Raw genomic sequence first — 22453 nt, 5'->3', positions numbered from 1 at the left:
TTACTCGTACCTCACTCGTGGGTCGAGAAACGCGTAGGCGATGTCAGCGACGAAGTTCATGAATATCACGACGCTCCCCATCAGGAAGAACGCCCCCTGGGCCATCGGGTAATCGTTGTGGTGGACCGATTCGACCATCTCCCGCCCCATTCCGGGCCAACTGAATACCGTCTCGATGACGAGCGATCCACCGACAGAGAGACCGGCGACGAGCGCAACGACCGTAACCATCGGCAGGATCGAGTTCCGTGCGGCGTGTTTGTAGAGAATCGTGTAGTTAGAGAGACCTTCAGCTTTCTTGATTTCGATGTAATCCGTGTTGAGAACGCTTATCATACTGCTTCGCATCAGGAGAATGGGCTGGGCCATGTAGTATATCGCACCAGTAAGAACTGGTAACACGAGGTGGTAGACGAAACTTCTGTTGACGTAGCGGTCGAAGAACGACGTCGGTGCCTCGGCACCGATTTCCCTGATCCCGCCCCACGGGAACCAGCCGAGTTGGAAAACGAAAACCGAGAGCAACACGATTCCGATCCAGAACTCGGGCGACGATCGCGCGATCAGCGCCATGACCATCCCGTACTTTTCCTTGGCCGTTCCACGGAGCCAGCCGATGTACGCGCCAAATGCGATACCGAACGTGTACGCGAGCGTCATCGCACCCGCCATGAGGAAGATCGTATTCCAGAATTTCGTCGTCAGAACCTCCCAGACGGGTGCATTGTACCGATACGACGTCCCCAGATCGCCCGAGAGCAACATTCGAAGATAATCGACGTACTGAACGTAAAGCGGGTCCGTGAGGCCGTATCGTTCGAGAGTTGCCTGACGTTCTGCCTGTGACATTCCCTCCGGAATGTAAAGCGTCGTCGGATCGCCTGGCGTGACTCGAAATATAAAAAATAAGATAGTTATGAATGCCCAATACGTAAGGAGTAGGTATGCCACCCTTCGAATGATGAATTTCCTCATACAGGTCAATGGTAGCGTGTAACACCATATAATATTTTTGGATGAATAATTAGCGAGGTCATCCAGTCGAATTGGCACTCACGAACGCGAGTGAACGAATTATACGACACTACAACCACCGACCCACGAGGGAGGCCTGTCTCGATCTCGAGTCGACGAGATAGCCGACCAAGCCACGTTGACAGTCAATTTCGAACGTGTCGGTTACGACCACCGCTGGGATCGCTCACCGTCATCGATGCTCGTCGCTGATCGGGGACGTGGCTCCGAGAACACCTTACCGGGGGAACTGAACGCCGAAGTCGTCACCTAACTCCCGAAGGGCCTCCACGACGCCGTCCGGAACGGGTATGCCGTCCGAACTTCGCGTTTCCTTGCGCTTCGTCTCGATTTCGCCGGGTAGCATCAGTTCGTCAGCGCCGTCTCGTGGTTCCATTCCCTTGATGTCGGAGATGATCGTATCGACGTCCTTCTTGAACGCCGCTGTATCACGGAACGCCGAGATGTCGATCGCCGCGACGAAATGACCGAGATCCATGGGTCGGTCGTACTCGTCGTACAGCGGATTAACGGTCGGGCTCGGTCCTGAACCGGAGAGAACGCCGGCCAAGATGTCGACGACGAGAGCGAGGCCGTATCCCTTCGGTCCACCCAGCGGGCGGAGGGCGTTGACATCGTGTGGATCGGTGGTCGGGATCCCGTCGTCGTCTACGCCCCAGTGATCGGGAATCGACGCATCGGTCTCTTTTGCCACGTGATCGATCTTCCCCATCGCCACGACACTCGTCGCCATATCGAGCGTGATCGGATACGGTCGGTTCGTCGGTATCGCAAACGAGATCGGATTCGTACCGAAGTACGGTTTCGTCCCATTGAACGGAACGACATCGGGTCCAACGTTCGTCATCGCGATTCCGATACAGTCGTGTTCCGCCGCGAGTTCGGTATAGAACGCGGCCGTCCCGAAGTGATTGCTGTTTCGAACCACGCCACCAGCCATCCCCATCTCAGCCGCGCGTTCGACGGCAGTCTGCATCGCAGTCTGTCCCGCAGTCTGTCCGGGCCCGCCGTCGGCATCGACAGAAAATGTCCCTCGAGACGGGCCAGACTCGATCGTCGTCTCCGGATCCGGGTTGAACCCACCCTCGAGGAACTTGTTCACGTACGCGGTGAGACGCGCGACGCCGTGAGAGTCGACGCCGCGAAGATTAGCCCGTACCAACGCCTCTGCAACGGTCGCGGCGTGTGGTTCCGTTACGCCTGCCTCAGTAAGAACGTCGTGTGCAAACGTTTCTAACGCTCGATAATCAATCCTACTGACATTTTTCTGACCAGCCATTATTACACTTCCGTCGATACATTACGTGGTGACCATTATAAATATGGCCCTCATTTCGATAGGGGATCTGTTCGAGAAAAAGAAAATTCCACAACGGCCGCCGTCGCGGTGTGAAAGTACCAGAGGTGGCCTCCCGTGGCCGAACAAGGGTATGAAATCGTGTGGCAGGTGTAGTTCGCACGTCGGTCTACCCTGGGACGAGACAACACAGAATCACAGAAAGCCACAGGTCGATCGAACGAACCAGTTCAGTAGTCCGGTGGGTAGTGAAGGCGCATATCGTCGTCCCACTGGAACCCGACATCGTCCAACATCTGCATCGTGACGTCGGTATCCGACTCGAACTCGTCGACGTCGTTCCAGTACCACTCGTCGAACCCGGGCGAGAGGGGGTTATGGATAACCTGTCCAGTCCCGCCGTAGATGGTGCCGATGATCGTCTCCTGGGGAACCGCGTGTGCGACGGCCTGACGAACGTCGACATCGTCGAACGGAGGCTCACGGAGATTGTACCCCATGTGGTGGATCGACATCATCAACGAACTCTCGAGTGCAGTCTCGTCTTCCTGCTCGAAGCGCTCCAGATCGTCGACCGGCAGTTCCCAACTCATCATGTCGACTGCGTCGTCTTCGTACGCACGGATGCCGGCGCGGACGTCCGAGACGACCGCTCGAGTGAGTCGATCGACGTTCGGCGGTTGGAAGTGATCCTCGTAGGCGCTGAGTTGAATCTGCTCGGCGAAATCGGCGCTCTCGACCTGGAACGGGCCGCTTCCGATCGCCTCCGCATTTTGCCAGTCGATCGGCGTTTCCGCCTCGACATCGTCGGGAACGTCCTCCCAGATGTGCTGTGGAATAATGAAGACGCGACCGAGTGCGTTCGTGAGAAACGGCGCGTTCGGCTCTTCGAGGTTGAACACGAGGTCCAGATCGGTCTCCACGTCGATGCTCTCGATCGGTTCCGCGCGGGTCTCTTTCGTCGGGGAATGTTCGGCACCGTACTCGAAGGAAAATTGCACGTCTTCGGCGGTGACCGGCTCACCGTCGTGGAACGTCATTCCCTCACGAAGCGAGACGTCGATCGTCGTGTCGTCGATCGTCTCGACGTCCGAAGCGGCCCACGGCTCCGGTTCGAGGTCGGGGGAGACGCGGACGAGTCGGTCGTAAACCAGACGGAGCATCTCACGGTCCCCACGAGCAGTTTGATCCAGCGGGTTCAACGCGTTGATGTCCTCCGCCATCGTGGTTCGAAGGTGAGCGTCATCCCCGATGGGTTCGATGTTCAGGTAGTTCCAGAAGGAGCCGAGACCCTGTTCGATGATCGGAACCGGATTCTGGAACCGCTCCTGGTTGTATGGCATAATTCGCTCTTGGACCAGCAACGGAACGATCGGCATGTCCTCACGAAGATGCTCCTGAATTTCGTGAAGGATTTCTGTCCGCCGATCGGGGTCCATTTCACTGGCTTGCTCGTCGATCAGTTCGTCGACTTCGTCGTTCTCGTAGGCGTACAGATTCGAATCGCCGGGACCGATGTTACTCGAGTGGAAGAACCCCCTGAAAATCGCCTCCGCCGGTTCGAAGCCGTCGCCCGCACGGCGGACCTGAATGTCCCACGGGTACGGTGGCTCGGCTCTCGCCTCAAGGTACTCGACCGTCGGCTGTGCGTCGTACTCCACCTCGAACCCGACCTCCTCGAGATTGTCGGCGAACAGCTGTCCGTACTCGTAACGAGCCGGCGCATCGCCCTGTGCGATACTCAACAGCGTGATCTCCTCGACGGGAGCGCCGTCGGGATCGGAGACGACGTCGACGTCGGCATCCGCTCCGTTGTCACCTGTGCACCCAGCCAGACTCAGGCCGACAGCCGCTGCAGTACCGGTTTTCAGCGTGTGTCGCCTGGTATAACTTGACATGGCAATCGTCACGTTACCTCTGACACTATATATAGATTTCGGAGTTCATGATTTATTTGAGTGATTGTGAGATGTGGGGTACACTCAGTCGTCGAATTTGGGATCATCAAGCGTTCACTGGACGGGGTACTCCCATTCGTAATGGAGAAAGGGACCATCCAATTTAGTTGAACGAGCCTTTCCAGAACGTGTAGTGTTACCAAGTATCAACCACAGAACGGAATCGGTGATTTCTGGAGAAAGAGACCGTGAGACAGCCGGTACGTATCGGGCGAGAATTTGTCATTACAGCCGTACACGTGTAAACACGATGGCTCCAACGATATCGAATGGGGGTCACTGGCACAGCATCGACCATCCAAACCTGACGAGCGTTACGATACCCACTCGAGCCGTGGGAGTTCGGCGATCGTCAGTGAAACAATATCGAGCGTAACCAACCCGATTCGACGCGCACCCGGTCGATCCCAAAATACAATATTCTATTATTTATATTTGGAACCCACAACATTTGCCCAGACAATAAATCACCGAAACACGTTGTACAATTGGAGAACGAAATAACTACGAGAATGAACAACGATCAATCGAGATCGTCTCACCGCGCACAGTCCGTAACAAACGCAATTCGCGGAAACGTAACGAGAAAGTCATTAGTATCGCACGATGGCCGAGGTAGAACGTCGATGAGATTGAGTGGCGATGCGACCAACGGTATGCGGGGAATTCGTTCAACAGTTTTGAACAGGTGGGTGGGACGACCGGTCGGTCCGAAAGCCCTCAGTGACACAAACCAAAATTTCATAGGCGGTACACAGCTCTAGGCACACATGGGAATCACCAGGACGAACCTCCTCGCACTTTCGTTGCTCACGATCCTGTTGGCAGTTTCCGTTTGGTTTGGAAACGTTGACGAAGAGCTCGGGCTGACGCAAATGGGACTTTTCGTCGTTGCCGCGGCCATCGTCGTCGTTCCCATAGCGATCGTTATCCTCGTAGACCGCGTATCGAGTGACGATCACTAAGGGGACCGAAGCAGTTCGTTGACGGAACGATGTGATGGAATACTGTCGTACGCGCGGACGAGGGTCGAATATCTGGCGGGTTTTGTGGACGGCGATCGCTGTCAGTGGTTGACGAGCTACCGAAATGCAGTGTACACTCGATCGCACGGACTGTGTAATCGGTGGGCAGACAGTTTCGACCGGACTGGTGAAACGAACTCCCTCGAGAGCCAGCAAACTGAGACGAGCACGACGGCGAGCGATCGAAATATCGTCTGAACTTGGATCATGACCTGCCAATCTCCCGAACATGAAATGTTATCGATATTCCCGAGTGAGAGCGACACAAGTGAGTGGACAGGATAGCGTAGTCGACTCGCACCGTTGTTGTCCCTCTCGAGATCTCAGCGGCCCAGATCGGCACCCAGCAGTATCCATCGACAGCGAACTGCAAACGCGGTAGATTCAGTGGATTCGATCACTGCCAGTGAGCCGCCCGAAATTGACCGGACGACGGTGCCAGAAGCGAGACCGGTCACGTCTCCACGACTCGAGCGAGACGATCACACGGTACGTGGTCCTCGCCTGTGCCATCCACTCCATATCACCCCTCTTTCCGCGGTTCTCACTCGCTTCACTCGCTCCAAACCGCGCTCTCCCCGTGCCGTTATTACGTAGTAGGTGCGGAGAGTACCGTGGGTGATTCGTCACCAATCGTCGCGTCGACGCCACAGCGTTGATTGGACTCCGAGCGAAACCGTTAACTGGATGAGTAATATAGTTGATTGGATTCGATAGCTACATGATTTGAGAGGTATCTACGAAATCGAATTCGAGTCAGGTCGTCCATCGATCAGGACGAAAGCGGAACCGAAAACCAGCACATCTCACACGAGGTCAGAGATCGGAATGCGAACCATCGAGTTCAAAGATCAGTCGAGGGGTCACGGAAACGCTTGGCGACTATCGAGCCAACAGCAGGAGAGCAATCTACTTGTGAGTTTAGCTCCGATACGGAGTATGGCGATACTCGCTGCGATCGACGGTAAAGAACGATCCGAACGCGTCGCGACGGTCGCGTACGACCTCGCGGCCACGTACGACGACACGCTAATCCCACTTCACGTCGTTCCGACCGAGGACTACGATGCACACAAGGAGTCACTCGAAAATACCGACGAGTTTCGTGACTTTCCCATCGATCAAGAAGCGGCGAGTGCAAAGCGATTCGCACGGGAGTACGTCCTCGAGACGATCGACGACGTTGGGGAAGTTACACTGGAACCCCGAGGGCGCGTCGGAGATATTCCGACGGAGATACTGGACGAAGTCGAGTCGGTCGATCCCCGATATCTGGTGATCAGCGGGCGACGCCGCTCACCGACTGGAAAAGCCGTGTTCGGAAGCACGACACAGAAGATCCTGTTGAACGCCGACTGTCCGGTCGTCACGAATCTGGACGACTAGTACTCCGCCAAGCGTCGACTGCAGGGTCGAATCCGTCGCCGCAGGCCGGTTCGAGCCTGCAGTTCAGGCTTGCCAAAGCACTAGTGGCGGTCCAAACCTAAACCGATGGGCGAAATCGTGTGGGAGGTATCGGTTTCACCCATTAGTCGACATCTGAAACAAGAGGTCGTTCCCCCCTCTCGAGTGACGCGAAAGATATTAGACAGCTACCGGCGAACTGAACCTATGTCACTTACTGTCACGTCCGCGGAGTATCGGGTTGTCGAACCCGAGATGCGGATGCCGTTTCACTTTGGTAACGTCGCCATGACGGAGTGCCCACACGTCTTGCTCCGGCTCACGGTAGAGTTCGAAGACGGGACGGAACAGGGGACGTCGATGGGAGGATTGCTCCCGATGTGGTTCTACAAGGATCCGGAGATGGCGCTGACGGAGGGGTTCGCGGACATGGCCGAGGTGTTTCTCACTGCGGGAGCGTTCGCCGAAGCGATCGACCCTGCCCCGACCGCCTTCGCGTTCTGGACGGAGCTGTGGGCGAGACAGAAGCGATGGGCGTCCGAGACTGACTACCCGCCACTGCTCTGGGGATACGGCGTCAGTATGGTCGAACAGGCGCTGATCGATGCCGTCTGTCGATACGAAGGAACGACCGTCGGCGAGGCGGTTCGCGAGAACCGTTTCGGAATCGACCTCGGCTCGATCTACGACGAACTGGCGGGAGCCGAACCGGGTGAGTTCCTCCCCGACGAGCCGAACCGGGCGGTCGCGATTCGCCACACCGTCGGCCAGAGTGACCCGCTCACCGACGACGACATCGCGTCCGCGGACCGCCTCGAGGACGGGCTCCCGGAGTCGCTGTCGGCGTACGTTCGCGAAGACGGCCTCACGCGCTTTAAAATCAAGCTCTGTGCCGACGTGGAGACGGACGCCGACCGACTCGCGAGCATCGGCGAACTGCTCGAGTCCCAGGACGTAGACGAGTACGCGTTCACGGTCGACGCGAACGAAGGCTACGAGTCAGCGGCGGCGTTCAAACGCCAGTGGACGACGCTTTCGGACGATCCCGACTGCCGGTCGTTCCTCGAGAACCTGTTGTACGTCGAACAACCCCTCGCCAGAGACGACGCCTTCACCGACGAAACGCGAGCGGTGTTTGGCGACTGGGAGGAAAAACCGCCGATCATCATCGACGAGTCGGACGGCCTGCTCGACAGCGCCGGAACGGCTCTCGAGTACGGCTACGACGGGACGAGTCACAAAAACTGCAAGGGCGTGTTCAAGGGAATCGCGAACGCCTGTCTGATCGAACACCGAAACCGGACGGAACCGGACGAAACGTACGTTCTGAGCGCCGAGGATCTGACGACGATCGGTCCGATCGAACTCCTCCAGGATCTCGCCGTGGTCGCGACGATCGGCGCCGACCACGTCGAACGCAACGGCCACCACTACTTCCGCGGATTGAGCGAGTTCCCCGCCGAGATACAGGAGACGGTACTCGACGATCATGGAGATCTGTATCGGCGCCATCCCGACGGGTTCGCGACGCTCGCCGTCGAGGACGGTCGAATCGACGTCGGGAGCGTAGTCGACGCGCCGTTCGGGGTTGTCCCCGAGTTCGGGACGGACCGGTTTCGACCCCTCACGGACTGGGTCGACGACCTCGAGGCGCGGTAGGCGGGACGGATCGACGCGACGGTGGGGAGCGGGCCAGGTCGATGCGACGGTGGGGAGCGGGCCAGGTCGATGCGACGGTGGGGAGCGGGCCAGGTCGACGCGACGGTGGGGAGCGGGCCAGGTCGATGCGACGGTGGGGAGCGGGCTGGATCGGCGCGGCCCGACCAGTATCGAACGCGCCGGGCTGTCGCGTTGATCGGCGCGTCGTTATCAATCGAACAGACGCTCCGCGGTCGTCGACAGCACCGCTTCCTGCTCGTCCTCGGTGAAGACGGCCTCGAGGTCGGCACGCGTCGAGTGGATGTCGGCTTCGTGGAACGGGTAGTCGGTCCCGAATACGAACTGCTCCGGGCCGACCGTCTCGATCGCCGCCTCCATCGCAGGTCGGTGAAACGAGATAGCGTCGTAGTAGAACCGCTCGACGTACTCCTCGATCGGACGCTGTGGGCCGGTGTTCGCCTCCTGGGTCGTATCACGTGCGCGTTCGAGACGTCCGACGAGGTGGTGTAACGCACCACCCATGTGTGAGAGGATGACGTCGAACTCGTGGTCGTCGAAGAACCCGTCGTAGATCAATCGCGTGATCTGGAACGTGGTTTCGGTCGGGAAGATCACGAGCGGGTTGAGAAACGACTCGTCGTCGTTCAGCGTGTCGCTGAGCCGATTACCGTGGGGATGGACGAACGCAGGCAATCCGAGTTCGTCCAGCCTGTCGAACACCGGTTCGAGTTCGGGTATCGAGAGCTTCGTTCCGTTGATCGAAGTCGGCAGGGCGATTCCTCGGAGGTCCAGTTCGGTCGCGATCCGGTCGAGTTCGGCCAGCGCTTCCTCCGGTTCACGGAGCGGAAGCATTCCGAGCCCGATAAATCGATCCGGATACCGCGACTGGACGTCCGCGTACCCGTCGTTGATCGCCCTGATTAGCTGTGTCGTTTGCTCATCCGAGAACGATTCGTCGAGCGGGTTCGGCGTCGAGACGGAGACGGCCGTCCGTTCGATGCCGTGATCGTCCATCCATTCGAGTCTGACCGCCATGTCGGTGAACCCGTCGGACAGCGGAATCCTGTTCCCGCCGGCGACGCCGGACGTTCCGGATCGTTGGTGGACGGCAAACAGTTGCTCGCCGTCGGACTCGAGTCCGACCGGCGTCTCCCACTCGAGGAGCAACTCGACGAACGGCTCCGGAAGGAAATGGTTGTGAATGTCGTACGTCACGGACTGCTGTTTACAGTACGTCGTCAAAAGTATTTGGGATGTGTTAGCGTATTTCCTCGTCGCAGTAACGACGGTCACAGCCGGTCGTTCCGATCGGCCTATCACACGGTCTCTCGTCCGTCAGTTCCGGTGTGATCGCGGGGCGGGCGCAGTCGTACCCGTGAATCGGTACAGCGTTCCGTCTCAGCTATCGACCCACCGGAGGAGTGGAAGAGACCGCCACGGGACGACCACGGTCAGGAATAGGTGACGTTCAACTCGAACTCGTTGATGATGCTCAACAGTTGCTCCGGGATCTCCTCTTCGAAGCGCTCGCCGGCCATCCGGTGGGTCGGGCCGGCGACGCTCAGGCCACCCAGAACGTCTCCGTCGGGAGAGACCACCGGTGCGCCGACGCTCGACAGTCCTGCGGTGTGCTCGCCGATAGAGAACGCGACGCGTTGGTCCTTGATCGTCTCGAGTTCGGCGAGGAGATCCTCCCTGCTCGTGATGGTCTCGTTCGTCTTTGGCGGCAGACCGCGCTCGTCGAGGATGTCGTGGATTCGCTCCTCGGGAAGGTGTGCGAGCAACGCCTTCCCCGCCGACGTGTGGTGGAGATACGAGTGTTTCCCGACGTGAGCGCTCGAGCTGACGCCCTGTTCACCCTGAAGGCGGTAGAGGAAGACTCCCCACCCGTTTTCCTCGACGACGAACGAAACGAGTTCGTTCGTCTCGATCGCGAGTCGGAACACGGTCTGTTTCATTCGTCGGTACACCTCGAACTGGTTTCGGACGTTGATACCGATATCGAGAAACCTGAACCCGAGACGGTACTGCCTGTCCGCTTTGATCACGTAGCCGTGTTTCTCGAGCGTACTCAGATGGCGGTGGACGGTGCTTTTCGAGACGTCCGCCTCGTTCGCCAGTTCCGTGATCCCGACCGTTCCCCGCCGTTGAATGGTCTGGATGAGCACGAGCAGTGTTTCGGTCGATTTGATCGTGTTTCCGTCTTCGTCCCCGGGCATACGTACCATTTATAGCTGACCGATGAAATAAGTTCCGTAAGATGGAACGTCGTCGACACGGGTCGAAATCTCGATCAGCGCGGATACCCTCCGAGGGGCTCACTCGAGGGAGATTTCGACCGCATTCAGTTCGTGGGCCCGGTTCGCCCCATTTGTTCCACGTTACGGAACACACCCCAGCATTGTGGCTGATTAATCGAGATAGATACGGGCGACGAGTGGATCAGCGAAGACGACGAACCGGACGGGCATGCTCAACGGGTAGCAACCGATAGAAACGGGCTCTCGAGCCTTTGACACGGGTAAGCGATCGATACGATCTACTCGAGTGGACCGAACGGTTCACCTCGAGGAGGAGTTCGGGCAATCAAGGGGGACGATCCGCCCACTGTTTTACAACAGTATGGCAGTAAATTGCCGTTCGATCGGTTCCGGAACCATCGAGCATCAGGTAATGGCTCCCAAAATTCCACATCACGGAACGAAATGTGGGGAGGAGCAGTCCCAACCGAGTGTAGATATCCGATCAGTGAAACCAAATTCGACGCGAAAGAAATCGACCGACTGGTGACGGGGAATGCTAGCTACTGTCAGTGCAGGCAGGATGCGTTCGCACGTAAGCCGGGAAACCGTCACACCAGATCGTCTCGAGTCATTCGAAACACCATCCACGCGCTCGTTCGAATATCACGCGAACTGTTCACACATTTGAATTCCGCACGACGGAACAAAAGAGGCGAGCGAGAACGACACCGGAGCTGTTTCCGGCCGTCCACGTCGCCCCGCTCTGGGGCGAGGACGTAATCCACGACGCGCCCGCGACTTGCACCAATCGAGAACGAACGACCGTATCGACGCTCACGGAGGAAAGATATATTATACGCAGTCATCATATCGATACGTGAATGAGAATGGGTAACTACGTGCTCTGGGCACTTCTCGCCTGTATCGCCTACTCGTTCGTCCCGCCGCTCGTACGGGTCGGAACGCGGGAAATCCCCAGCAACGTCGCCGCATTCATCTCGAATTTCGTACTGATCGTGATCATCTTCGCCGTTCTGGTCTACAACAGCGAAAGCCTCGCTCCCCACGTGACGGCCAACGGAGCGATCTATCTCTACCTCGCCGGAGCCTGTCTCGGTGTCGGAATCCTCTCGTACTACCGGGCGCTCGAACTCGGCCCAGTGAGCATCGTCGTTCCGATCTTCGCCATGTTCATCGTCGGTGGATCGGTCATCGGGTTCGTCCTTCTCGACGAACCGGTCACGGCTCGCAAGATCGTCGGCGTCGTCCTCGGCGTCGTCGCCATCTATCTCATCTCGGTGTAGAGCCCCGGTTCTCGGTGCTCGAGCGACGTCGTGGGCCTGACCAGTATTATTTTGTAGGAGGGGTTTCAATGATTACGGGTACGACCGATGCAAGAGATAGGTATCATCATGAACGGCGTAACGGGCCGAATGGGAACCAACCAGCACCTCATTCGCTCGATCGTCGCGCTTCGAGAGGAAGGCGGCGTCGAACTACCGAGCGGGGAGCGGGTCGTCCCCGACCCGGTACTCGTCGGCCGAAACGAACGAAAGCTGGAGCGACTCGCCGACGAGCACGATATCGATCGGATCGCAGTCGACCCGGACCTAGAAGAGTGTCTGGACGGCAACGACGAGATCTACTTCGACTCTCAGATCACGTCTCGCCGGCCCGAAGCCGTCACGAAAGCCATCGAGGCCGAAAAAGACGTCTACTGTGAGAAGCCGCTGGCGACGGATCTGGAGACGGCGATGGACGTTGCCCGGACCGCCGAGCGTGCCGGCGTCAAACACGGAGTCGTCCAGGACAAACTCTGGCTCCCCGGTCTCATGAAACTCGACCGGCTCATCGAGCAGGACTTTTTCGGCGAGATCCTCTCGGTGGAGATCGACTTCGGTTACTGGGTGTTCACCGGACACGTCCAGCCGGCCCAGCGACCATCCTGGAACTACCGCAAGGAAGACGGTGGCGGAATCATCGACGACATGTTCGCCCACTGGAGTTACGTGTTGGAGAACCTCTTCGGCCGCGTCGAGTCCGTCTACTGCCTGGGCCAGACGCACATTCCCGAGCGGATCGACGAAGACGGGAACGCCTACGAAGCGACGGCGGACGACGCGGCGTACGCGATCATGGAGCTCGAAAACGACATCGTCGCTCAGCTCAACTCCTCGTGGACGGTTCGGGTGAAACGAGACGACCTGCTTCGAATCCAGGTCGACGGAACCGACGGTAGTGCCGTCGCCGGTCTTCGCGAGTGCGAGACCCAACACCACTCTAACACCCCCAAACCGGTGTGGAACCCCGATCAACCGACGGAACACGACTACCACGACGACTGGGAGACGGTGCCGAACAACCGAGAGTTCGACAACGCGTTCAAACAGCAGTGGGAGCACTTCATCCGCCACGTCGTCGCCGACGAGCCGTTCCCGTGGGACTTCCTCGAGGGCGCCAAAGGCGTCCAGTTGTCCGAACTCAGCCACCAGTCCTGGACGGAGCGAGAGCACGTACCCGTTCCCGAACTGTCGATCTGAGCCGGGTGCCACGTCGAGCCGATAGCCAAGGTGCCGTCGTGAGTCGCCACCTGCCCAATCGTGTGGCCACGTGAGTGAGACCATCCGTTCTCCGACGGCGTCGTCGAAGGCAATCAGGCGGGCGGTAGCGGACGCGACCATACCGAGGATTACAGGGTACTATTTTGACAAAAGATTCATTATGGTCTGTGATAACTAGTGCCACGTAATGGCATCTGGTGACAAAGCGGAGCCGATCCAAGAGCTGGATAGGGTGCTACCCAGCGGTATCGACAGACGAAAGTTTCTCCAATCGACGGCGGCGGCCGTCGCGGCGATAGGGGCCGCCGGTTGTACGGACGATGCGGACGGAACCGACGGGACGGGGGAGACGGACGGAACGGATACGGCGGATGGAACGGACGAAAACGGTGGTGTCGGGCAGATAACGTGGCGACAGCCGTGGGTGGTCGAACCGACCTGGGCGTTCGCATACGTTGCAGAGGACGACGGCTACTGGGACGACATGGATTTCGATCCACCCGAGGTGCAGTCGGGTGACGGATCCCCAGATACGGCCAGGCGCGTCGGAACCAACGAGAACACGGTCGGAACGGCCGAGATCACGAGCGTTATCGGCGGCTGGGCCGGCGGCCAGGAGAGTCTGGTCTTCGGTGCGACGAAACAATGGAGCCTGCTCGCATTGATGTGGCCAAGCGACGGCGACGTCGAAGACCAGACTGACCTCGAGGGCCACCACGTGCTTCTTTCATCCCCGTTCGCGGAGGATACGTGGCCGATTATTCCTGCCGCGTTCGACCTCGACCCCGACGAGATCAGCACCGAGTTCGCAGACGAAGACATCGCGCCCGCGCTTGCGGGCGGCGCCGACGCGGTGTACGGATCGATCGACACGGTCCTCTCGCTCGAGCGAGGTCTCGAGGGAGAGGGACGCGAAGGCGAGATGGAGATGTATCCCGTCAACAACCATTACGACATCATCGGGAATCCGTTGCTCGTCAGCAGAGAGTGGTACGAATCCCACGACGACGCAGACGACGTCCTCGCCGGCGTGTTAGAGGGGTACTCCGAGGCGGTCAAGTGGGTCAGTCTGAACCCCGACGAGGCGATCGATATGCTCGAAGAACGCGAACCGGAGGTTGGTGCACAGGAACGGGACGAACTCGAAGACCAGATGGTCTGGGGAATTACGCTGACGACCGGTGGTGGCGCACACGAAGAGGGTCTCGGATACCTCGACGACGAAGCGATGGCGGCATCGATCGACGTGCTCGCGGACGCCGCGACCGACAGTCCGGAAGACGTCCCGGACCCGGACGACGTCATCCTCACCGAACCGACCGAGAACGCCGATCTCGCGACGTTCGACGACGACGAGTGGGCGGAGGTCGAAGAGTACATCAGCCACCGGCTGCAGGTCTTCGAAGGAGAATAACGGGCTCGAGCCCTCCGTCCTCGACGTTCGTCGGCATCGTGGTGAAAAGAGATATCCGCGAGATGACCCGATCTCCGGTGGACCGACTCGAGAGAGACACAGCCGTCGACGGCTAACCAATCGAACGCGGGCTGGACGAACTACCCGGTAATTTATTATCGTAGCACAGATAACGTTCGTGCAAAGCGTACTCATACCATGGAAACTAATCAAAATCGAAGTCGAGATCCGGCCGAACGCGAGCCCACTCACGCCGTCTCCTACGAGGGCGTCTCGAAGCAGTTCGGCGACGGGGACGAAACGGTCGTCGCGCTCGAGGATATCGATCTCGACATCAATTCTCAGGAGTTCGTCTCGATCGTCGGCCCGTCCGGCTGTGGGAAGTCGACGCTTCTCAACATCGTCGCAGGATTGCACGAACCGACAACCGGTTCGGTCGAGTTCGCCGGGACGGACATCACCGAGACCGATCTAACGGGAGAGATCGGATTTATCTTTCAGAGTCCGGTCTTACTCGACTGGCGAACGGTCGAAAAGAACGTCCTGCTCCCAGCAGAGATCATGCTGAAAAACGGTGACATCGGCGAAGATATGGACTACTACCGTGAGCGAACCGAGGAACTCATTTCGCTCGTCGGGCTGGATGGGTTCGGGGACTCGTACCCGCGAGAACTGTCGGGTGGGATGCAACAGCGAGTCTCGATCTGCCAGTCGCTCGTCTACAATCCGAGCATTCTCCTCATGGACGAGCCATTCGGCGCACTCGACGCGCTCACGAAGGACAAACTCAACATCGAACTGCTCGATATCTGGCGGCGAACCGAGAAGACGATCCTGTTCGTCACACACGACTTAGACGAGGCAGTGTTCCTCTCCGATCGCGTCGTCGTGTTGAGCGAACGACCCGGACGGATCCAGGACGTCATCGACGTCGATCTCGAACGGCCGCGAAACGAGGAGACCAAACAGACGGAGCAGTACCACGAACTCGTCAACGACGTCTACCAGTACTTCCGATGACCATGATGGGCACCCTGAACGAAAAACGAGATCAGCTACTCCTTCCGATCGTCGGAATCGTCGGAATGCTCGCCCTCTGGGAGGGCGTGACCAGCGGTCTGGGAGTGGTCAGCGAGATCGTCCTTCCCGCACCGACGACGGTCCTCGCCGAGTTTAGCGACACCAGCGATCTGATCATCCAAAGCACGGAGACGACCCTCTTCGCCGGCGTCGTCGGATTCCTCATCGTCGTCGTCTTCGCACCGCTCTGTGCGATCGCACTCACGCTCAACGACCGGGTCGAAAAGGCGTTCATGCCCCTCGTAGTCGGCGTCAACTCGATCCCTCGAGTGACGGTTATCCCGCTTCTCGTCTTCTACTTCGGAGACGACATCGGTACCGGCTACATCATCGCCGCGTGGGTCGCCTTCTTCCCGATGTTTCTCAACGCGTTCGAAGGGTTCAGCCGACTCAACGAGGACCATCGAAGTCTACTCTCGATGTACAACGCGTCCGTCTGGCAGGAGTACCGGTACGTCCGGCTACCCAACGGCCTCCCGCGCGTGTTCGACGGGATGAAAATCGCCTTCACGCTGGCGATGATCGGCGCGGTCGTCGGCGAGTTCATCATGCGCGAGGGCGGCCTCGGCCACCTGGCGATGATCGGGATGCGAACCGCGAACACGGGCCTCGTCTTCGCGAGCGTCTTCGTCATCGGGATCATCTCGACCGTCTCGATCTTCCTGTTGTACCTCCTGCAGGATCGGCTCGTGTTTTGGGAGGAGACCAACTTCTTCACCACGGAGTAATCAAATGAGTCAACAAACCACCTACCGAAACCGAGCGCAGGAGTCGACGCTGGTCGCGATGGCAGTCGGATGGCTCGAGCGAAACGTCGGCGCGATCGCGATCGTCGCCGTACTCGCCCTCGTCTGGGAAGCCTACGCCGAACTCGTCGTACAGAATCACGCCTATCTCCCGAGTGCGACGTTCACAGTCGAACAGACGCTCGAGAACGCGGATATGGTGCTGACGGGAATGTGGGTGACGTTCACCGCGATACTGATCGGGTTCACGCTCGCCGTCGCCGTCGGCATCCTCGTCGGAATCGTCATCGCCGAGTCCTGGGTGATTCGGGATCTCTCGATGCCGATGCTGATCTTCGCGTACTCGATTCCCCACGCGATCCTCGCGCCGATGTTCCTCATTTGGTTCGGCACGGGCGTTCGCGGCGTCGGCATCTTCGCCGCCTGGCTCGCGTTTTTCCCGACGTTCGTGAACACGCTGACGGGAATCAGCACGATCGATCCCGACATGAAAAAGCTTGGAGACATCGTCGGCGCGACGAGCTGGCAACAGCTCAGGTACATCAAGTTCTGGAACGCACTGCCGGACATCATCAGCGGCGTCAAAATCTCCATTCAGATGACCATCGTCGGCGTCATCATCGCCGAGTTCCTCGTCGGCGGTGACGGGCTCGGCTTCCTGATTATCCGCTCGACCCAGCGGGCTCAGCTCGGCTTGACGTTCGGGACGCTGATCATCATCGCGCTGTTCGCCGTCGTCCTGTTCAAGGCAGTTGGCTACGCAACCGACAAAATAAACCCCCACCAGGGGTAGGCATCTCTCGTTTCTCCCTCGTACGCCTCGAGTTGTGTTCGAGCGAAAACGGTCGAATTCGAGGCCGAATCGACGAGCACGGATAGTAGCCACTGCAGGTCTTGCACACCTGATCGCCAGACGAAAAGCGCGGTTCGGAGCGAGCGCGGTTCGGAGCGTGCGCGGTTCGGAGCGAACGGAGTGAGCGAGAACCGCGGGAATGCGAGCGGGGAGGAACGACCCGTGAGTGAACGAAGTCGTTCGAACGACCAGCGGTCGTTCGTGATGACGAAAATCTTTGATTTTCGAACCATGAGCGAGAACCGCGGGAAAGCGAACGGGGAACGAACGTGACCCGTGAGCCAAGAAACGAGCGAGAACCGCGGAACGGCGAACGGGGAACGAATGTGACCCGTGAGCGAACGAAGTCGTTCGAACGACCAGCGGTCGTTCCTGATGACGAACATCTTCGATTTTCGAACCATGAGTGAGAACCGCGGAACGGCGAACGGGGAACCCAGTGACCCGTGAGCTCGGCCATCAGTGTGTACGTCGTTTCAGTCGTTACTATAGCAGACTCGAGTCCGAGACAGTCGGAGCCGACGGGAGCGACTGACCGACAGCAAAAAGAGCGCGCCGTCTACGCGACGTCCGCCCAACCGCCCTGTTCGGCCGACTCGTAGGCGGCATCGAGGACGCGGAGCAACTGGACGACGTCGTCGGCCGTCGCGGGCACGTCACCGGTCTCGACGCCGTCGAAGTACGCCTCGAAGTAGTCCTGGACGTAGTCGCCCCACTGCGGGAACCGATCGTACGTGAACTCGTACTCGATGGTTCGGCGAGGCGCACCCGACCAGTCGTCGTGTTCGGACGTCAACTCGAGTGCGACCGTCGGCTCGTGCTGGAGCGAGTCGTGGTGGACCCCCGTCTGGGCCTGGGCCTTCTCGCCGTAGATGCCGAGGTGAGTGTCCTTGCCGCGGTCGCTCAGGTAGTAGCCGGTGTGGTACGTCCCCAAGGTTCCGCTTTCGGTTTCGAACTGAACGACCGCACCGGCGTCGACGTCACAGGAGTCGGCATCGTGGAACCGGGCGTTGACGCTCGCGATCGGATCGTCGAGTACCCACGGCATCATGTCGACCCAGTGGGGGCCGATCCACTGCAAGGCGCCGCCACGGCTCGTCTCGCGGTCGTAGATGTAGTGATCCGTGTTGCGGTAGGACAACTGGCTGGCGTTGAACCGCCCCTCGACCGTCCACACGTCGCCGAAGAAACCGTCCTGAATCCGCTCGCGCAACTCCATCGTGATTGGGTTCTTCCGGTAGAACGTCGACGGTGAGACCGTTACGCCGCGGTCGTTTGCCTTCCGTGCGACGTCCTCGAGATCCGCCGCGGTTCGACCGATCGGTTTCTCACTGATGACGTGGACGCCGTGGTCGACCGCCGCGTCGACGATTTCCGGCGTTTCGTCGTTCCGGTAGGTGATCCAGACGACGTCGATATCCGCCTCGGCGACGAGACGCTGGGGGTCTTCGTACACCGTTGCGTCCCGAACGAGCGTCGCAACGTCTTCACCCTCCGTGGTGATCTCGTCGGGCCGGTCGTCCATCGCGGCGAGGTTCGCGACGTCGACCTCGCGGCCTGGTTCACAGACGGCGGCGATCTCGATGTCGAGAGCGCTGGCGATTGCGAAGTACGGATCGCGGTGATGATGATCGATGCCGATGTAGCCGACACTAGTAGGCATGGAAGGTAATGTATGACGAATGTATTTAAATTATCGGGTCGGAAGCCACGTGCACGAACGAGTTTGTACCGAGTGGCCGCGGCGAGAGACACACGAGGAGAGACGCCAGGACCGATGAAGCAGTCGGCGACCGACCGCACACGGGTCAACGCGTCGCGTTCCGAGTTCGTATCGTCGTCATCGATCGGCGGGCAGTCAGTACCTGCCAAGAAGTCATCGAAAATAGACAGGATTCAAAAGTAGACAAATTTTGTATCGTTCAGGCGATGGAAATGGGCCATTCGGAATGATCTCCGGGGTTGGAACCGTGAATTGGAACAAAATTGGTGCAAAAGCGCCGATAAAACCAAAAATTTGAGTGAGAATGGCTGGTTGACTAATAATGGTTGTACTGAAGTTCGATAACGTTCGCGGTTTGTTTGACGGCATCGACGAGCTCCGTTTTGATCCCGTCCTCGCCGGTAATTCGCTTTTTTGGCCCGGATATGGAGACGGAGTGGATCGTCCCATCGTCACTTTTGTCCTGGATGGGGACCGCGATCGCGACGACGCCATCTCGTCGTTCCTCTCGCTCCACCGAGTATCCATTTTCTCTCACAGTTTCGAGCTCCGAGTGGAGCGTGTCGGGGTCGGTTATCGTCGTTGGCGTTCGCGAAGGAAGCCCGTGTCTATCGATGATTTCGTCGACCCGTTCGGGCGGAAGGTGGGCGAGAATTGCCTTTCCGAGCGCCGTCCAATGCATGTTCGTGTGCTCCCCGGTCGGCGTGTTGTCGTAGATCGCGTCCGGCACCTCCGATTTGTAGACGAGAACGCGCCGACCGCGTTCTTCGACGCCCAAATTACCGACCTCGCCGGTGTCGTTTGCGAGTTTGTCGACGTGAGTCTTCGCAGACCGATACAGTTTCAACCGGTTTCGAGCCTTGCCTCCGTGTTTCAAAAATCGTAAGCTGAGTCGATAGGTGCCGTCGTCGTTTATCGCATACCCCTCGGACTCGAGGCTCTTGAGGTAGACGTGTGCCGTACTCTTTGGCATGTCCAACCGATCCGCGACTTCCGAAACCCCGACCGACTCCGACTCCTCGAGCACGTCGACGACATCGAATACGGTCTCGACTGCACCGATCCGCCCGTTGGAATTCGTCTCACCCATGGGCGGCAGTACGGTATTCTCCCTTGTAAAAATATCCAATAATATTGGACAGGAGATCATATAGTATCCTTGAAATTTTGGGGAAGAGAACTGCGATGTTCGGGTCAACCTACTGTAACGATGTACTGTCAGTGATCAGAGCAATTGAAAGAGTAAAGCGTGGTGTTTTCAAAGTGTTCTATGCCGGAAAGCACACGTCTTCCTACAGCAGCCACTGAGCGTCGACATACCTCCGATTGGGCGACGTGGGTGGGACCGGTGTGCAAATCATTTCAGCGGTTACGATACGGATCGGCCAGTTCAATCTGGATTTTGTGGGGCGAGAGCCAACATCACGGCCGTTGATGATGTGCAGTACCCATTCTCATACAGGGTTGTAACACTTTCAGATACTGTTTGTGTTCTATGAATGTTTGGTGTTAAACGGGTACTCTCGATCGTTCATATCATCGGCCACATGACAGACTCACAGCGCAAGTCCTATCGATGTTCGAACCACATTACGGACGGCAAAACAGTATTCTGATCCAGGAATGAACGTGGCAGCCGTACCTCGCTTTCGAGCCAAGCTCGAGCGATTCATCCCATACAATTCCGATTAGTGAGAAGATCGATACAACATCCATTATATATTCTGGCAAAACAGTTTCGGTTCCAGATGTGAACGGTGCGGGGATTAGAACAACACCAAACAAATAGATCAAGGAGAAGATACCAAACAGCCACACATTCAAATATTTTTAAGAACTCGGACACGGATACCGCCGATCAGCGGCGTAAATCATTCGTGTTCGCGTAGTGTGCCCGAATACGACGGATAACTAATACAATAATCATATAATGGGGCAGGCCTATGTCTGAGTATGCCTGAGACACAGAGCGATCTGTCCCTTCCGTACAACGGGAAATTATTCATCGACGGAGAATTCATCGAGAGCGAGGGTGGCAATCGGTTCGACGTCGAGGATCCAGCGTCTCGAGACGTCATCGGATCGGTTGCTGACGGGACCGCTGAAGACATCGATATCGCTGTCGATGCGGCTCGAGATGCGTACGAAACCTGCTGGCGCCAGCTCAGTGCGCGCGACCGCGGCGAGTACCTGTTTGCGGTTGCAGACGCGATCGAAGACGAATTCGAGGAGTTCGTCGAGTTAGAAACGCTGGAGAACGGGAAACCACTCGAACAATCCCGATCGGACGTTCGAGAGGCAGCGAAGACGTTCCGCTACTACGGCGGTGGCGCTGATAAATACCACGGCGACACTATTCCGGAAAAACGGGATCTGTTCGATTATACGGTTCAGGAGCCCTACGGCGTCGTCGGAAGTATCATTCCGTGGAACTGGCCGCCGATGCACACGGCCGACTTCACGGCGGCCCCGATCGCGTGTGGAAACACGGTCGTGTTAAAGCCGGCACCGGAAGCGCCCTTGTCGTCGCTGAAGATGGCAGAGATTTGGCAACGCGTGCTTCCGGATGGAGTCGTAAACGTAGTGACCGGCAGTACTGAACCGGGCGTTCGCCTCAGCAGGCACGACGGAGTGAACAAGATTGGGTTTACCGGACACACGGAGACCGGGACGAAAATAATGGAATCGGCAGCACAGACCATCACAAGCGTGATGTTGGAACTCGGTGGGAAGAACCCGAATATCGTCCTGCCGGATGCTCCACTCGATGACGCGGTCGCGGGGACGGTCGCAGGCCTGTTGACGAATACGGGGCAAGCATGTGCTGGTTGTGAGCGTCTCTTGCTCCACGAAGATATCGCCGACGAGTTCTTGGACGCGTTCATCGATCATATCTCGGCTCTCACGATCGGTCCGGGAATTGACTCCGAGACGGATATCGGACCGTTAGCAAACGCGAAACAATACGAGAAGGTTACCGACTATATCTCCCTTGGAAAGTCAGAGGGTGCAACCGTGTTGTACGAAGGTGAGGTTCCAGAAGAACTCGGAGACGGCTTCTATGTACCACCGGTCGTGTTCGGCGATGTCGACGGTGAGATGCGTATCGTCAACGAAGAGGTGTTCGGACCGGTGATCGTGGTCCGAAAATACTCGTCGGTGCGAGACGCGATCGAGATCGCGAACGACACCGAATACGGATTGACTGGTGCTGTGTGGACCCGAGACGCCCGCGTCGGAAATCGACTGGCCCGGAGAATCGACGCTGGAATCGTTTACATCAACAACTACGACAACGGAACGTTTCTGGGAGCCCCGTTCGGTGGCTTCGGACGCTCGGGCATGGGAAAGAAATTGGCGTTCGAAGAGACGATGCAGGAGTTCACGCGGACGAAAACCGTCAGGACGCGGGTCGCGTCGGAGGACCTCGACGAACTCGACGACTACTACTAATT

The 22453-nt window shown here is 58.2% G+C and carries 16 protein-coding genes; 9 read left to right on the top strand and 7 right to left on the bottom strand.

What is annotated here, in order from left to right; all coding sequences use genetic code 11:
* The 3 genes from AB7C87_RS17280 to AB7C87_RS17270 all read right to left on the bottom strand — a co-directional run bounded on the left by AB7C87_RS17280 (window position 1) and on the right by AB7C87_RS17270 (window position 4230).
* The gene (locus AB7C87_RS17280) at window positions 1–975 is read right to left on the bottom strand and encodes an ABC transporter permease (protein WP_369730964.1); all 975 of its coding nucleotides are present in this window, start codon (window positions 973–975) and stop codon (window positions 1–3) included.
* A 277-nt stretch (window positions 976–1252) separates the two neighbouring features.
* The gene (locus AB7C87_RS17275; RefSeq protein ID WP_369730744.1) at window positions 1253–2314 is read right to left on the bottom strand and encodes an Ldh family oxidoreductase; all 1062 of its coding nucleotides are present in this window, start codon (window positions 2312–2314) and stop codon (window positions 1253–1255) included.
* Between the two features lie 248 nt (window positions 2315–2562).
* Window positions 2563–4230 (bottom strand): ABC transporter substrate-binding protein, encoded by a 1668-nt coding sequence (locus tag AB7C87_RS17270; protein ID WP_369730743.1) that lies wholly within the window; start codon window positions 4228–4230, stop codon window positions 2563–2565.
* A 2024-nt stretch (window positions 4231–6254) separates the two neighbouring features.
* On the opposite strand from AB7C87_RS17270, the gene AB7C87_RS17265 reads away from it, so the two are divergent.
* Both AB7C87_RS17265 and AB7C87_RS17260 read left to right on the top strand, forming a co-directional pair.
* Complete coding sequence (locus tag AB7C87_RS17265) at window positions 6255–6701, top strand: universal stress protein (RefSeq protein ID WP_369730742.1); 447 nt, start codon at window positions 6255–6257, stop codon at window positions 6699–6701.
* Between the two features lie 225 nt (window positions 6702–6926).
* Window positions 6927–8378, top strand: a complete 1452-nt coding sequence (locus tag AB7C87_RS17260; protein ID WP_369730741.1) for a hypothetical protein — start codon at window positions 6927–6929, stop codon at window positions 8376–8378.
* 210 nt (window positions 8379–8588) lie between these two features.
* Here the strand turns inward: AB7C87_RS17260 and AB7C87_RS17255 are convergent, their stop codons facing one another.
* Together AB7C87_RS17255 and AB7C87_RS17250 are read right to left on the bottom strand one after the other, a co-directional pair.
* Window positions 8589–9593, bottom strand: coding sequence for an amidohydrolase family protein (locus AB7C87_RS17255; RefSeq protein ID WP_369730740.1), 1005 nt, complete (start codon window positions 9591–9593; stop codon window positions 8589–8591).
* 236 nt (window positions 9594–9829) lie between these two features.
* A complete protein-coding gene (locus AB7C87_RS17250; protein WP_369730739.1) occupies window positions 9830–10597 on the bottom strand; it encodes an IclR family transcriptional regulator in 768 nt (255 codons plus the stop codon).
* 911 nt (window positions 10598–11508) lie between these two features.
* Between AB7C87_RS17250 and AB7C87_RS17245 the strand changes: the two genes are divergently transcribed.
* The 6 genes from AB7C87_RS17245 (at window position 11509) to AB7C87_RS17220 (ending at window position 17215) form a co-directional block, all read left to right on the top strand.
* Window positions 11509–11925 carry an EamA family transporter gene (locus AB7C87_RS17245; RefSeq protein ID WP_369730738.1) on the top strand — a complete coding sequence of 139 codons (417 nt, stop codon included), beginning with the start codon at window positions 11509–11511 and terminating at the stop codon, window positions 11923–11925.
* Between the two features lie 87 nt (window positions 11926–12012).
* Entirely contained in the window at window positions 12013–13161 is a 1149-nt protein-coding gene (locus AB7C87_RS17240; RefSeq protein ID WP_369730737.1) for a Gfo/Idh/MocA family protein, read from the top strand.
* A gap of 208 nt (window positions 13162–13369) precedes the next feature.
* Window positions 13370–14596, top strand: coding sequence for an ABC transporter substrate-binding protein (locus AB7C87_RS17235; RefSeq protein WP_369730736.1), 1227 nt, complete (start codon window positions 13370–13372; stop codon window positions 14594–14596).
* Window positions 14597–14794: 198 nt separating this feature from the next.
* Complete coding sequence (locus tag AB7C87_RS17230) at window positions 14795–15616, top strand: ABC transporter ATP-binding protein (RefSeq protein WP_369730735.1); 822 nt, start codon at window positions 14795–14797, stop codon at window positions 15614–15616.
* Window positions 15613–16404 (top strand): ABC transporter permease, encoded by a 792-nt coding sequence (locus AB7C87_RS17225; protein WP_369730734.1) that lies wholly within the window; start codon window positions 15613–15615, stop codon window positions 16402–16404. Before AB7C87_RS17230 ends, AB7C87_RS17225 begins: the two co-directional genes overlap by 4 nt.
* Before the next feature lie 4 nt (window positions 16405–16408).
* A complete protein-coding gene (locus tag AB7C87_RS17220) occupies window positions 16409–17215 on the top strand; it encodes an ABC transporter permease (protein WP_369730733.1) in 807 nt (268 codons plus the stop codon).
* 619 nt (window positions 17216–17834) lie between these two features.
* Here AB7C87_RS17220 and AB7C87_RS17215 read toward each other — a convergent pair.
* Together AB7C87_RS17215 and AB7C87_RS17210 are read right to left on the bottom strand one after the other, a co-directional pair.
* Complete coding sequence (locus AB7C87_RS17215) at window positions 17835–18938, bottom strand: Gfo/Idh/MocA family protein (RefSeq protein ID WP_369730732.1); 1104 nt, start codon at window positions 18936–18938, stop codon at window positions 17835–17837.
* Between the two features lie 376 nt (window positions 18939–19314).
* A complete protein-coding gene (locus tag AB7C87_RS17210) occupies window positions 19315–20088 on the bottom strand; it encodes an IclR family transcriptional regulator (protein WP_369730731.1) in 774 nt (257 codons plus the stop codon).
* An 863-nt stretch (window positions 20089–20951) separates the two neighbouring features.
* On the opposite strand from AB7C87_RS17210, the gene AB7C87_RS17205 reads away from it, so the two are divergent.
* The gene (locus tag AB7C87_RS17205) at window positions 20952–22451 is read left to right on the top strand and encodes an aldehyde dehydrogenase family protein (protein ID WP_369730730.1); all 1500 of its coding nucleotides are present in this window, start codon (window positions 20952–20954) and stop codon (window positions 22449–22451) included.
* Window positions 22452–22453 lie beyond the last annotated feature (2 nt).

This window comes from Natrarchaeobius versutus (genome assembly GCF_041205745.1).
In the GTDB taxonomy this organism is placed as follows: Archaea; Halobacteriota; Halobacteria; order Halobacteriales; family Natrialbaceae; genus Natrarchaeobius; species Natrarchaeobius versutus.
Note: the sequence above shows the minus strand (reverse complement) of the source record. Positions and strands in the feature narration are given on the sequence as shown.

Coding starts and splice junctions, on each gene's coding strand:
- AB7C87_RS17215 (WP_369730732.1), bottom strand. CDS start 18,938: ATGCCTACTAGTGTCGGCTACATCGGCATCGATCATCATCACCGCGAT.
- AB7C87_RS17230 (WP_369730735.1), top strand. CDS start 14,795: ATGGAAACTAATCAAAATCGAAGTCGAGATCCGGCCGAACGCGAGCCC.
- AB7C87_RS17280 (WP_369730964.1), bottom strand. CDS start 975: ATGAGGAAATTCATCATTCGAAGGGTGGCATACCTACTCCTTACGTAT.
- AB7C87_RS17275 (WP_369730744.1), bottom strand. CDS start 2,314: ATGGCTGGTCAGAAAAATGTCAGTAGGATTGATTATCGAGCGTTAGAA.
- AB7C87_RS17245 (WP_369730738.1), top strand. CDS start 11,509: ATGGGTAACTACGTGCTCTGGGCACTTCTCGCCTGTATCGCCTACTCG.
- AB7C87_RS17265 (WP_369730742.1), top strand. CDS start 6,255: ATGGCGATACTCGCTGCGATCGACGGTAAAGAACGATCCGAACGCGTC.
- AB7C87_RS17220 (WP_369730733.1), top strand. CDS start 16,409: ATGAGTCAACAAACCACCTACCGAAACCGAGCGCAGGAGTCGACGCTG.
- AB7C87_RS17270 (WP_369730743.1), bottom strand. CDS start 4,230: ATGTCAAGTTATACCAGGCGACACACGCTGAAAACCGGTACTGCAGCG.
- AB7C87_RS17235 (WP_369730736.1), top strand. CDS start 13,370: ATGGCATCTGGTGACAAAGCGGAGCCGATCCAAGAGCTGGATAGGGTG.
- AB7C87_RS17260 (WP_369730741.1), top strand. CDS start 6,927: ATGTCACTTACTGTCACGTCCGCGGAGTATCGGGTTGTCGAACCCGAG.
- AB7C87_RS17250 (WP_369730739.1), bottom strand. CDS start 10,597: ATGCCCGGGGACGAAGACGGAAACACGATCAAATCGACCGAAACACTG.
- AB7C87_RS17225 (WP_369730734.1), top strand. CDS start 15,613: ATGACCATGATGGGCACCCTGAACGAAAAACGAGATCAGCTACTCCTT.
- AB7C87_RS17205 (WP_369730730.1), top strand. CDS start 20,952: ATGCCTGAGACACAGAGCGATCTGTCCCTTCCGTACAACGGGAAATTA.
- AB7C87_RS17210 (WP_369730731.1), bottom strand. CDS start 20,088: ATGGGTGAGACGAATTCCAACGGGCGGATCGGTGCAGTCGAGACCGTA.
- AB7C87_RS17240 (WP_369730737.1), top strand. CDS start 12,013: ATGCAAGAGATAGGTATCATCATGAACGGCGTAACGGGCCGAATGGGA.